An 11,432-nucleotide genomic window follows, 5' to 3' on the forward strand; every position below is an offset into this window, starting at 1 on the left:
GAAACCTGGGTTTATCAGCACCCGCAAAACATTGCTTCCTCCCTGTTTAGAGAGTTGTATGCACGTTTTGGTTGCGTAATTCTAGCAACACCATTCTTGGTTGGATTGATGGTTCAGCCTCAGCACCTGCCTGCTATATCCAAGAGGACTATGTGATCCGCGCGATGCGCTAATTGGACAAGATGTAAACGTTACATAAAACCTTGGAAGCGGCTCAAGATCTAAAAAATGATAGTACCTGACATCATATGGCCCGACATCCTGTATTCCCGTGAAATCAATCACTCGATGATAACAGGTAAATTCTACGTTGAAGCACAAAGCACGACATTTGACGGCAAATTGATTCTTCTGTCGTACTATAGCGGCCTAAGCCAAAGGATCGGTTTCACACTTCAGCAGAGTCTACAGCTAATCTCAGCCATCAAAGAAGCCAATACTTATTGTCAAGAACGCAGTTCATCTTCAGACCGCAGCTGGAAAACACTAAGTATAAAGCAAAAATTACGTACTATCCCTCAGCTTATTGCTTACTATTTCTATCCAGACGTGCTTTTCAGCAGAGAAGTTCCTAGCTCTTTTGAGAATGGCCGTGTTTTCATACAAGTAGAAAGCAACTTCTTTGAAAATATACATTTAGTCTTTGTTCTAAAGACCGGAATATCTGCCATCCCCAAGATTCACTTCCCGCCCGCGGCGGTCAGTAAATTTGTCGAGGCACTAGAAGAAGCATACCAAACCGCGAGCAACAAAAATGGCTGACAATGATCGACAGAACGGCTCATTAAATTTTGATGGTGAGGTCATTGGCGGATTTGTAGTTGGAGCACCTTTTGTAGGTGGGATTGACATAAGCGTCACAGTAGCAGTGGGCAATCCACGCAATCCTAGTATCGACGTCTCTTGGGAAGCTACAGTAAATGTGCTTGGCGTAAGTGTTGAGCTCGGACACTCAATTTTAAATGGTTGGAGCGGATACGTAGGATATGGAGAGCTATCGGGCGCTGTAGCTGGTGTGAAAGGCTTTGCAGGCTTAGGCTATACCGAGTTCAACGGTTTTGAAGTGAAGTCCTCCTGGACTTCGCACGTAACTCCAGCAATTGGATACGGCTTTACTATTTCGGCACAGCCCGATTTTGGAAATGATGTCAAAGTACAATCCCCCGGTCCAACAGAAATCTCACCTAATCGCTACGGCAGCCTTCAGGATGTTTATGACGCTCGCTTCGCGGATGCCTTCGATGCAGCCAATGCTGCAAAAGCGTACAGCGACCGCGTCCAAGATCAAGCTCCGTCTTTCTCCAACGATATGAGGTCTGCAGCTCTTGCAGAAGGCGAAAAGACCAGCTTCGCGGAACGGGATCCGACAACGGTAGGCAGAGACTACGACAAGGCGATTGCCGATGCGATCGACAGGGCTGTAACAGCACCCGATAGCTGGGACTCCATCGCCGACCGGGTCCAACAAGATCTCGGAAGCCTACAGAACGATCTCAGCGAAGCACAAAACGTAGCTTCCTCTTTTGGCGGGTTTGAAAGCACAGATGCTCTTGGCAGTGCGACAACAAACGACTCTCTCAACGATGCGCAAACCAGCGGTGGTCTGCCTGGTGCATCCGATCCTTTCGGGGGGCTTGGTCCCGAAACCTCAAGCCCCGATGCTTCAGCGGAATCGTCCCCACCGGGTGGAGACGTGTCGGACGATGGCACGACGGGGGCGGACCCGAATGGCGGAGATCCGAATAATCCTGGCGGACAAGCGGAAAGCGATGATGGGGATAACTATGAAATCCCTGATCCTCCTGAACCACCAGCGGAAGGCGATCCGCCGGCAGGAGACGATAGCGACACGGACAGTGATCCCGATGCAAATAGCGACAGTCCGAGTGGAGGGCTGATCATTTCACCGGCTGTGTATGTACAGCCCAAAACCGCACCTCTGGCAGCACCCATCATCATTGATCTTGATGGCGACGGGATCGAGATCATTGACCAAAGCGCTTCTCATGTGTTGATGGATTTCGATAACGACGGCTACCGGGAACCCACGGCGTGGGCGGGGCCGCAAGACAGCGTTCTCGTCATTGATCTTGCTGCCGACGGCAAGGCTGGACCAGACGGCAAAATTACCGGCATCAACGAAGTTGTTTTCACGCGCTGGTTTGACGGCGCAAAGACCGACTTAATGGGCCTGCGTAAAGCCTTTGACAAGAATGGCGACTACAAACTCGACAGCAGCGACGCCCGGTTCAGCGAATTTCGCATCTGGCGGGATGCCAACAACAATGGCGCCACTGACGCGGGAGAAATGCGCAGCCTGGCTGATCTCGGAATTACATCGATCGGGCTTAAGTCAAACGGTATCCGTCAGACAAAGCCAGACGGCAGCGTCATCCTTGGTCAAACGACATTTACCCGAAGCAATGGGACCACGGGCCTTATCGCGGACGCTGTATTGCAATACAGTTTGCTGGGTACCCGTCGCGTGCAAGGCACCGGCTCGAACGACACGATCCTTGGTGGGTCCGACATTGATGTCGTAAATGGTGGCGATGGGAACGACCTGCTCAGCGGAGCCGCCAGTAACGACACGCTGAATGGCGGCGATGGCAAGGATTCACTTCACGGCGGCTCCGGTGATGACCGGGTTCGAGGCGGATCCGCCAACGACGTTCTTTATGGCCTCAAGGGAAACGATGTCCTCTATGGAGAGGATGGCAATGACCAGATCGTCGGGGGTGTCGGAATTGATGCTCTTCTCGGGGGCACAGGAGACGACAAGCTCTGGGGCGAGTCAGGAAATGACACACTTTATGGTGGAGAAGGACAGGATTTCCTCATCGGCGGAACAGGGAATGACGGTCTGCGCGGAGAAAATGGCAATGACAGTCTCTCAGGCGGGAGCGGGACAGACGTCTTGGTCGGCGGCGGCGGTGCAGATCTGCTGCTTGGGGATTCCGGAGACGATACTCTTTATGGCGATGCTAACGACGATCGCCTGATCGGCGGGACTGGCGAGGATACTCTCTGGGGCGGAGACGGCAATGACCTGCTCGGCGGCGGCGACAGCGGCGACACATTACACGGCGAAGCGGGGAACGACACGATTGCGGGAGGAGCCGGCGCAGACTCACTCGCCGGAGCTGCAGGTTCAGATGAACTTTTCGGAGATGATGGCAACGATACCCTCGAGGGTGGAGACGGCAACGACTCCCTCATCGGAGGCCAAGGTGACGACACTCTCAGCGGAAGCCTGGGGGCCGACTACCTGTCAGGCGGCAGCAACAACGATATTCTCACGGGTGACATTGGAAGCGACACTCTTGGTGGCGGCGACGGCAACGACACCCTGGATGGCGGGCAGGATGACGATCAACTGAGTGGTGGATCAGGCATCGACCAGCTGACAGGAGGGGAAGGCAACGATGTCATTCGAGGGGACGAGCAAAACGACTTCCTTCGCGGCGATGACGGCAACGACACTCTGGATGGCGGCTCCGGTGAAGATCAAATCCTCGGCGGGCAAGGAAATGACATCCTCGTAGGACAGGACGGAGACGATGATCTCCTCGGAGAGAATGGCGATGACGCCCTCTTTGGAGGAGCAGGAGCAGATACACTCCTCGGCCATGACGGCCATGATAGCATTCGGGGTGGTCAAGGATACGATAGTTTGATCGGCGGCCTCGGCAACGACGACGTGTTTGGCGACGAGGGCAACGATTACATCGAAGGAAACATAGGAGACGACTTACTCGTCGGCGGCACCGGCAATGACTCCCTCGTCGGAGGAGACGGCCTGAACGTACTGATCGGCGAGGATGGAGACGATACGCTCCTTGGCGGTATGGACGACGATAGCCTTAATGGCGGCATCGGGGCCGACATCCTGGACGGAAAGGCAGGAAATAACGAACTAAGCGGCGGAGATGGGAACGATCACCTGACATCAGAAGACGGAAGTGACCTGCTTTCCGGCGACGCGGGAGATGATACCCTCACGGCTGGCGCTGGAATTGATACTGTTATTGGCGCTGCAGGCGATGATCTCCTTCGAGGGGAAGATGGGGACGATCAGCTGATTGGCGGACAAGGTGATGACACGCTCATCGCTTCCGCCGGAAATGACTTTCTCGCAGGGGGCGATGGCTCCGACCGTCTTGAAGGTGGCGACAATGATGATACGCTAAGCGGCGGCGGAGCGGACGACAGACTGTTCGGCCAGGATGGCAATGATCGCCTCGCCGGCAACGAAGGCGAAGATATCCTTGAAGGCTACGACGGCAACGATGAGTTGTTTGGCGGTGATGGCAATGATCATCTCCTGGGCGAAACCGGCGATGACTCTCTGAGTGGCGGCCTCGGCGCGGATTTACTCGTTGGCCATCTCGGCGACGATTCAGCCTTCGGTGGAGCAGGCGATGACACCCTCTTCGGCGGCGACGGAAACGATGTTCTTGGTGGGAACAGCGACAATGACTCGCTGGAGGGAGCTTCCGGCGCCGATACCCTGGATGGTGGTGCAGGTAATGACATCCTCTTAGGGCAAGATGGCAGCGACATAATTCGCGGCGGAGCCGGAACGGACGTCCTCGATGGTTCAAGTGGGGATGATACACTTTCGGGTGGCGAGGATGTTGACCAACTGATCGGCGGCCTTGGTCGTGACCTGCTGAATGGAGGCTCAGGAAATGATAGTCTTCATGGCGGGGCTGGGAATGATCGCCTCCTTGGCGGATCCGGCCTGGACGCTCTTAATGGCGGCTCCGGCGATGATTTGATTAATGGGGGCGCTGATAATGATATCCTCGCTGGCGGCGCTGGACAGGATCGTCTTTACGGCAGCATCGGCAATGACGTTCTAACCGGTGACGCTGGTGATGACCGACTAGTCGGAGGACGCGGCCAAGACAGCTTGTTGGGTGGTCACGGAAACGATGTCCTGCTTGGCCATGTGGGCAATGATACTCTCAAGGGCGAGGCTGGATCAGACTACCTGGCCGCCGGTGCCGGATCAGACACTCTGTTCGGTGGACTCGAAGCAGACACTCTGCTCGGTGGGAAAGGGAACGACCGGCTGCTCGGGAACGAAGGCAACGATTATCTGCATGGCGGCTCCGGCAACGACCAAATGACTGGTGGCGTTGGTCAAGACACGCTTTCCGGAAGTTCAGGAAATGATACCCTCGATGGTGGCAAAGCCGATGATGATCTTCTCGGCGGACTAGGACAGGATCGAATGATTGGCGGCGAGGGCAATGATGTCATGTCAGGCGGCGCCGGCCACGATTGGCTTGACGGCAGCACAGGCGACGACGCTTTGAACGGCGGCAACGGTGACGATACCTTGATCGGCGGCCGAGGGACAGACGCTTTGGACGGAGGTGAAGGAAACGACACGGTGGACTACACCGCTGCCCGCAAAGCGATCTTTGTTGCTCTTGGCAAGATCGATCTTACTCCATCACCATTTAAGCCGGTGCCGAAGCCTGGAACTGGGTTAGGAGCAGATATCGGCAACGACTACCTCTCCAATATCGAGAATGTGACAGGGTCAAATTACGAAGACTTTATCGTCGGCAATGATGCCGGCAACATCCTCACAGGTGGCAAGAAGAACGATGCTCTCTATGGCGGGAAAGGTCGAGATACATTCATATTCCGCAAGGGAGACGGCCAGGACTTCATTGGCGACTTCGAAATCAGGAATGACCTTAGCCCTGGCGATCTCATCCGGATCGAAGACAGACGAATTCGTTCGTTTGCTGATCTGAAGGCTCACGCCATTGAGAAATCCGATCACACACTGATAAAGCTCGACAGCCATGACTCGATAATCCTCATGAACGTCAAACTAGCATCGCTAATGGCGACCCAGTTCATGTTTACATGATCTAACTCGAAGCAAGTGGATCCAAATCTCACCGACCTACCTCCGAAATCCTCAAAAGAAATAGGCACCACTTTGCTCAGGTCCCTCTGCAAAAAGTCCTGTATTCTGTAAGAGGACGGATTGTCCCCAAGGCGTGGTCGATGCCTTAAGGAGACCTCATATAGGAACTGGGGGCTCGCTACAGAGGCGGGACCGTGATCGGCGGCAGGTCCTGCCAGATCGTCCAGAACCCGTGCGGTACGGCATAGTTGGCCTGCCCACGCAGAAGAAGTCCTTTGACGGGGTCGAGCTCAGCCGGGATCCGGGCACAGAGCTCATTCGAGCTTGGCCCTAAGCTCGCAGTTTTGACATCCTTGATAATCTCGCCGTCCCGCCGACGGGCGACGACAGCGGGATATTCAACAGCGGTCCCATCCACCACCAAGGACCAGGCAATCACGGTCGGCTGTGCGTATCGCTCCTTAGGCCACGCCCATTGTCAGCAAACGCGTCCGGGCTCCCGAAGCGGCACCTCCACCTTTTGATGCGTCAGAGCGGGCGCGAAGTGCGCTTCAAGCGAAGGGCTAACGTAAAGGAACAAGGAGGTGCCGACGAATGCCGCGACGAGCCACACGGCCGCCGCGGCGAAGATCTTGCGCACCGTCATTTGATGCCGCCTCCCCTGAGAAGGAACATGATGGCCGTTCTGATCCCGCCGAGCAGAATGGTCATCACGGCAAGGAAACCTTGCTTGACGATAGCCTCCTTGATTTCCCGCGAGGAACGCATGGAGGCGAAGTCCTTGCGCAGGTTCGCCATATCGTTCGGGTCGATCCCCGCCCTTTCGAGGAAGCGCTCGATGCCATGCTCGACCGCGCTTTCAGCGGCCTCATTCGCCGCCGCTTTCGCGATTTGCTCCACTTCTTCCTTCGTGGGAGCCCGGGCCACGACTTGGGAAGCCGCGTGGTCGGCGGCCAACCTTGCGAGGTTCTCGAGCTGGCTGACCGGGAGGGTCGCCTGAGCGCCTATACCGAGGTCGGGGATCTCCATGTGCTCAGGCCCCGATCGGTCTACGGGCCTTCCAGCGGCCATACAGGGTCAGGGCGGCACCGATCCCGGTTCCGACCATCGTCAAGACACTCGTCCAGAGGGCTTGCTCCTCAGGCGAGAGGGCCCTTCCGATGATCGGCGCAAGGATGGGCGAAGCAGCAGCAATGATGGCGCCCCAGGTCACCCGGCTCTGATACCAAGGCTCGTTATTGGTCAGATGCGCGACGATGGGGCCGACCTCCTCGATCACCTCCTTGGTGATGGCCGGTGCCGCGGCAGGCTTTGCCGGCACTTCCGGCCGCTGGACCGGCGTATCGACGGCTCCGGCAATGGCGCCGAAACAGACAGGACGATTAGACCTGACGTATCAAGGCCGGAAAGATCGGGCTGGGTTGTGACGGCGCCAGCGCCGGTCGCCTTGCCGGCTTCGGTCTTGGCTTTCGCGGCATTCCGGCTGCCGTAGTCGTCGAGCGTTTTTGCCACGGCCGCGGGAGCAAGACCGGCCGCCGCGAGAGCCAAAGCCACTGCATGGGCTTCGACCTCGGCAACGCGCTCCATCCAGCCCTTGCCGAAGATGGCGAAGGTTTTCAGGCCCTTGAGGAACGAGCGGCGCCGTTCGCAGGCCTTGCGGGCCATGGCTGCCAGAAACACACCATGAGCGGCTAATGGGTCAGGAGGACAAAGTGAACCTCATCCGTCTTCCATCCCATGCGGTCTACCGCACCGATACCATCATCAGGCTGCTGGCAGATTCCCCGATCCCCGCCCTCTCCGAAGAGCGTTACTTCGAATACCTCTGGATGTGTCACGGCATCGGCCGCGATCAGATCAAGGGCAGCTTCCTGAATATCAGGATCGCAGCGAACAACCTTCGCGCCTCCCGCTACCGGCGCAGCAAGTTCCTGCCAGTCTTTCACGTATCCACTGTGCCCGGTGCCAACGTTCATCCGTCACGCGTTCCAGTTGCCGGGCATAGTGGGCCTGCCATTGATGCGCGGTCATGAGCACAAGACATTGATTTTGAAAGGTATAATTTTCTCTGTGGCAGCAAAAGTCCTCTTTGCTACGGTCATAGGAGGGTAGACGTTTGGAACAGGCACAACCACGGCACCCCCTGCCGCTCTCCCTGCCCCCTCGTGGGCTGTCCAGGGTTGAGGCCGCCGCACTCATTGGAGTCTCGCCCGCTATGTTCGACATCATGGTCAAGGATGCTCGCATGCCCAGGCCGAAAAGGATCGGCAGCCGGGTCGTTTGGGACCGCTTGAAAATTGAGTCCAGTTTCGCCGCTCTCCCTGACGGCGATGAGGATGGAGGCCACAACCCCTTTGATGACACCGAGCTTTGAGAATGCGCCGAAGGCTGCCGAAATACTGTGTCGAGGATGAGGACCGGCACGGCAGCATCCGGGTCCATTTTCGCAAACCCGGGCAACGCAAGGTCTGCCTGGAGGGCATCCCGAGGACTCCTGCCTTTATGGAGCTATACGGGAAGGCCCTTGCGGGGGCTCTCCAGTCCAAAGAGCCTGACGGGCGGCCGCCACTATCCCGGGCTCCATCAAGGCCCTCTGTGAGGCTTACTATAAGTCTGCAGAGTATAAGCGGCTCGACGCCAGAACCCAGCGGGTGCGCGGGGGCATTCTCGACAAGGTGTGCGACAAGGCCGGACCCCTCCCCTTTAACAAGCTGGAGGCCCGAAACATCCGTAAATGGTGCGATGGCAAGGCTGAAACGCCGGAAGCCGCTAATGGCCTTGTAAAGGCTCTGCGTCAGGTCTTTGCCTTCGCCATCGAGAACGACCTTTCTGATCGCAACCCGGCAAAGGATGTACCGCACCTCAAGAACGCCAGTCAGGGCTTCCATTCATGGTCTTTGGAGGAGGTTGAGCGGTACGAGGAGAAGCACCGCATTGGCACCCGGGCTCGGCTGGCCCTGGCCCTTCTGCGCTACACCGGGCAACGGCGCTCGGATCTCGTTCTCTTCGGCAAGCAGCACGTCCGGGCCGGCTGGCTGAAGTTTACTCAGCAATAGAACCGGAACCGCAGGCCAATCATCCTGGAGCTTCCGATCATCCCAGAGCTGTAGAAGATGATCGACGCCTCGCCGTGCGGGGATCTGACGTTTCTCGTGACGGAGTTCGGGAAGCCGTTCACTCCCAATGGATTCGGCAATCGCATGCGGAAGTGGTGCGATGATGCCGGACTGCCGGAATGCTCGGCGCACGGACTTAGAAAGGCGGCAGCGACCCGGCTCGCAGAGCTTGGAAAGTCAGAGGAGGAAATTAAAGCGGTGACGGGGCATCAGACCTCAAAGGAGGTGGCCCGTTACACGAAGGCAGCGCGTCAGAAGGTGCCGGCAGCACGGGCGCTGGGTGTCCCACTTCCGCAGGCTAAGCCATAGCAGTGGGACAATTCTTTAGAATTGTTGAGGGATTTCAATGCTTCAAAAAAGAAGTGGTGCCCAGGGGCGGAATCGAACCACCGACACTGCGATTTTCAGTCGCATGCTCTACCAACTGAGCTACCTGGGCGTCCGTCGCGGGCGAGGCCCGTTTGCGTCGGAGGCCGGTTGTATAGTCAGAGCTGGCGCGCATGTCCAGCCACCTTGAGCCGTCTTGGCGAGGAAATTTTTTCGGCTCAGGATTCCCGGTCGTTCTCGTCCCGGTCCTCGTCGTCCTCGACGGCCGGAATCGCATACCGGCCGGACAGCCAGCGCTGGAGATCCACATCGGCGCAGCGCTTGGAACAGAAGGGCCTGTAATCGGGGTTCGTCGGCTTTGCGCAGATCGGACAAAGGTCCGCGGAATCCTTCGGTCTGTTCTCGTTGGCAGGTTTCATGACGATCATTCCTGCTTCAAGCGGCGTTGAGCCAGCTGAAACGCACCGGATACCCCTCCCCGTCCAGAAGAGCGACGGTCTCGTAGAGCGGCAACCCGACGACGTTCGAATAAGATCCGACGAGCTTCACCACAAAGGTCCCCGCGAGGCCCTGGATGGCGTAGCCGCCCGCCTTGCCGCGCCACTCGCCCGAGGCGAGATAGCGCTCGAACTCGTCCCGGGACAAACGCTTGAAGCGCACGCGGGTCTCCACCATGCGCTGGCGCACCCCGTCCTTCGGCGTGACGAGGCAGATCGCCGTGTAAACCCGGTGGGCGCGGCCCGAGAGCAGGCGCAGGCAGGCCGCAGCCTCGTCCACCACCTCCGCCTTGGGGAGGACACGCCCGCCCGCCACCACCACCGTGTCGGCGGAAAGGATGAAGGAATCCCGCAGGTCCTCCCGGTTGCGCGCCGCCCGCCGGGCGACCTCGGCCTTCTCCCTGGCGAGGCGCTTGGCGAGCTCGCGGGGATTTTCGGATTTGTGCGGAGTCTCATCGACGTCCGCCGGAAGGAGCGCGTCCGGCTCGATACCCGCCTGCTGCAGAAGGGCCAGACGGCGGGGTGAGGCCGAAGCCAGAACGAGCTTGGGACGCCAGCCGGCATTCGACATCTCGGAAGAGGACGCCACGATTTTCTCCAGGCTCTGAGGAGCCCTTAGCCGGCTCCTTCCGATAAACAACACGATCGAGGGGCACTGGCGCGCCCCGCCACAAGATGGAACCGCCGAACGGCGATTCAAGCGCCGGGCAAGGGCAAGTCGGGCTCGACCTTCGTCGCGCTGGCGTCCAGTCGCTCGAGACGCCGGTAGCGCATGACGCTGACCGGGATCGACGCCAGGAACAGCACCGTGATCACGGTGAGCATCTCGAACGGGAAGCTGACCAGGAGGCCGAAGAGCGCCACCGACACGACGAAGATGGGCAGGACGTAATGGCGCGGCACGTACTTGCCGATGGTCTTGCCTGAATAAACCGGGATGGTGGACACCATCAGGAACGCGAGACCGAGGAGGTAAACCAGGACCACCGGGGCGACCGAGGCGCCCACGACCGGCACCCCGAGGAAATGCAGGTAGATCGGCAGCAGCGAGGTGATGGCCCCGGCCGGGGCCGGCATCCCGGTGAAGAAGTTCTTCTGCCATTCGGGCCGGTTGGGCGTGTCGAGCATCACGTTGAAGCGCGCAAGCCGCAGCACCATGGCGATGGCGAACACCAGCACGGCGATCCAGCCTACGGATTTCAGCTCGTGCAGGATGAAGCTGTAGAGCACCAGGGCCGGGGTCACGCCGAAATTGACGAAATCGGCCAGGGAATCGAGCTCGGCGCCGAACCGGGAGGTTCCCTTGAGCATCCGGGCCACCCGGCCGTCCACCCCGTCGAGCGCCGCCGCCACGATGATGGCGAACACCGCGGGCTCCAGCCGCCCCTCATAGGCGAGGCGGATCGCCGTCAGGCCGAGGCAGAGCGCCACCAGCGTGATGATGTTGGGGACGATGACGCGAAACGGCACCGGCTTGAACAGGCGCTTTCGCGGCTCGTCCGGATCGGGGGCGAAGGGGGGAAAAAGATCGCTCATGACCGGTTTGTAAGGGTGCCCTCTCCCGGCCGCAAGATCGGCTTTCGTTTTGCCCTCACACTT

At 58.4% G+C, this 11,432-nt stretch carries 14 protein-coding genes and 1 tRNA gene; 6 read left to right on the forward strand and 9 right to left on the reverse strand.

All coding sequences use genetic code 11. The features are described 5' to 3' along the window. Positions 1-228: 228 nt before the first annotated feature. The gene (locus LJD17_RS05320) at positions 229-762 is read left to right on the forward strand and encodes a hypothetical protein (RefSeq protein ID WP_227383115.1); all 534 of its coding nucleotides are present in this window, start codon (positions 229-231) and stop codon (positions 760-762) included. After that, entirely contained in the window at positions 755-5,893 is a 5,139-nt protein-coding gene (locus tag LJD17_RS05325) for a calcium-binding protein (protein ID WP_227383116.1), read from the forward strand. Before LJD17_RS05320 ends, LJD17_RS05325 begins: the two co-directional genes overlap by 8 nt. A gap of 178 nt (positions 5,894-6,071) precedes the next feature. On the opposite strand, the gene LJD17_RS05330 is transcribed toward LJD17_RS05325, so the two are convergent. From LJD17_RS05330 to LJD17_RS05350, 5 genes are read right to left on the reverse strand one after another with little or no spacing between them, the layout of a single operon-like run. Beyond that, a complete protein-coding gene (locus tag LJD17_RS05330) occupies positions 6,072-6,332 on the reverse strand; it encodes a hypothetical protein (RefSeq protein WP_227383117.1) in 261 nt (86 codons plus the stop codon). A gap of 39 nt (positions 6,333-6,371) precedes the next feature. Then, positions 6,372-6,539 carry a hypothetical protein gene (locus LJD17_RS05335; RefSeq protein ID WP_227383118.1) on the reverse strand — a complete coding sequence of 56 codons (168 nt, stop codon included), beginning with the start codon at positions 6,537-6,539 and terminating at the stop codon, positions 6,372-6,374. After that, entirely contained in the window at positions 6,536-6,922 is a 387-nt protein-coding gene (locus tag LJD17_RS05340) for a hypothetical protein (protein WP_227383119.1), read from the reverse strand. Before LJD17_RS05340 ends, LJD17_RS05335 begins: the two co-directional genes overlap by 4 nt. A 4-nt stretch (positions 6,923-6,926) precedes the next feature. Beyond that, positions 6,927-7,214, reverse strand: coding sequence for a hypothetical protein (locus LJD17_RS05345; RefSeq protein ID WP_227383120.1), 288 nt, complete (start codon positions 7,212-7,214; stop codon positions 6,927-6,929). Further along, a complete protein-coding gene (locus LJD17_RS05350) occupies positions 7,169-7,558 on the reverse strand; it encodes a hypothetical protein (protein ID WP_227383121.1) in 390 nt (129 codons plus the stop codon). Before LJD17_RS05350 ends, LJD17_RS05345 begins: the two co-directional genes overlap by 46 nt. Before the next feature lie 47 nt (positions 7,559-7,605). On the opposite strand from LJD17_RS05350, the gene LJD17_RS05355 reads away from it, so the two are divergent. The 4 genes from LJD17_RS05355 (at position 7,606) to LJD17_RS05370 (ending at position 9,318) form a co-directional block, all read left to right on the forward strand. Further along, positions 7,606-7,926 carry a hypothetical protein gene (locus LJD17_RS05355; RefSeq protein WP_227383122.1) on the forward strand — a complete coding sequence of 107 codons (321 nt, stop codon included), beginning with the start codon at positions 7,606-7,608 and terminating at the stop codon, positions 7,924-7,926. A 182-nt stretch (positions 7,927-8,108) separates the two neighbouring features. Further along, positions 8,109-8,267 carry a hypothetical protein gene (locus tag LJD17_RS24225; protein ID WP_319799679.1) on the forward strand — a complete coding sequence of 53 codons (159 nt, stop codon included), beginning with the start codon at positions 8,109-8,111 and terminating at the stop codon, positions 8,265-8,267. A gap of 277 nt (positions 8,268-8,544) precedes the next feature. After that, entirely contained in the window at positions 8,545-8,949 is a 405-nt protein-coding gene (locus LJD17_RS05365) for a hypothetical protein (RefSeq protein WP_227383124.1), read from the forward strand. A gap of 57 nt (positions 8,950-9,006) precedes the next feature. Then, the gene (locus tag LJD17_RS05370; protein WP_227383125.1) at positions 9,007-9,318 is read left to right on the forward strand and encodes a tyrosine-type recombinase/integrase; all 312 of its coding nucleotides are present in this window, start codon (positions 9,007-9,009) and stop codon (positions 9,316-9,318) included. A 54-nt stretch (positions 9,319-9,372) separates the two neighbouring features. Here the strand turns inward: LJD17_RS05370 and LJD17_RS05375 are convergent. The 4 genes from LJD17_RS05375 to LJD17_RS05390 form a co-directional block, all read right to left on the reverse strand. Beyond that, positions 9,373-9,448 (reverse strand) — tRNA-Phe (locus LJD17_RS05375). A gap of 106 nt (positions 9,449-9,554) precedes the next feature. Further along, positions 9,555-9,755 carry a DNA gyrase inhibitor YacG gene (locus LJD17_RS05380; RefSeq protein ID WP_227383126.1) on the reverse strand — a complete coding sequence of 67 codons (201 nt, stop codon included), beginning with the start codon at positions 9,753-9,755 and terminating at the stop codon, positions 9,555-9,557. A gap of 16 nt (positions 9,756-9,771) precedes the next feature. Further along, positions 9,772-10,404, reverse strand: coding sequence for a Maf-like protein (locus LJD17_RS05385; RefSeq protein WP_227383655.1), 633 nt, complete (start codon positions 10,402-10,404; stop codon positions 9,772-9,774). 125 nt (positions 10,405-10,529) lie between these two features. Next, positions 10,530-11,369: a CDP-alcohol phosphatidyltransferase family protein gene (locus tag LJD17_RS05390; RefSeq protein ID WP_227383127.1), complete on the reverse strand. Its 840-nt coding sequence runs from the start codon at positions 11,367-11,369 to the stop codon at positions 10,530-10,532. Positions 11,370-11,432: the final 63 nt, after the last annotated feature.

Origin of the sequence: Microvirga rosea (genome assembly GCF_020595095.1) — a bacterium.
Classification (GTDB): domain Bacteria; phylum Pseudomonadota; class Alphaproteobacteria; order Rhizobiales; family Beijerinckiaceae; genus Microvirga; species Microvirga rosea.

Excerpts from the sequence above, each read along its gene's own strand:
- LJD17_RS05320 (WP_227383115.1), top strand. The coding sequence starts at position 229 with ATGATAGTACCTGACATCATATGGCCCGACATCCTGTATTCCCGTGAA.
- LJD17_RS05335 (WP_227383118.1), bottom strand. The coding sequence starts at position 6,539 with ATGACGGTGCGCAAGATCTTCGCCGCGGCGGCCGTGTGGCTCGTCGCG.
- LJD17_RS05350 (WP_227383121.1), bottom strand. The coding sequence starts at position 7,558 with ATGGCCCGCAAGGCCTGCGAACGGCGCCGCTCGTTCCTCAAGGGCCTG.
- LJD17_RS05380 (WP_227383126.1), bottom strand. The coding sequence starts at position 9,755 with ATGAAACCTGCCAACGAGAACAGACCGAAGGATTCCGCGGACCTTTGT.
- LJD17_RS05390 (WP_227383127.1), bottom strand. The coding sequence starts at position 11,369 with ATGAGCGATCTTTTTCCCCCCTTCGCCCCCGATCCGGACGAGCCGCGA.
- LJD17_RS05325 (WP_227383116.1), top strand. The coding sequence starts at position 755 with ATGGCTGACAATGATCGACAGAACGGCTCATTAAATTTTGATGGTGAG.
- LJD17_RS05340 (WP_227383119.1), bottom strand. The coding sequence starts at position 6,922 with ATGGAGATCCCCGACCTCGGTATAGGCGCTCAGGCGACCCTCCCGGTC.
- LJD17_RS05385 (WP_227383655.1), bottom strand. The coding sequence starts at position 10,404 with ATGTCGAATGCCGGCTGGCGTCCCAAGCTCGTTCTGGCTTCGGCCTCA.
- LJD17_RS24225 (WP_319799679.1), top strand. The coding sequence starts at position 8,109 with ATGTTCGACATCATGGTCAAGGATGCTCGCATGCCCAGGCCGAAAAGG.
- LJD17_RS05370 (WP_227383125.1), top strand. The coding sequence starts at position 9,007 with ATGATCGACGCCTCGCCGTGCGGGGATCTGACGTTTCTCGTGACGGAG.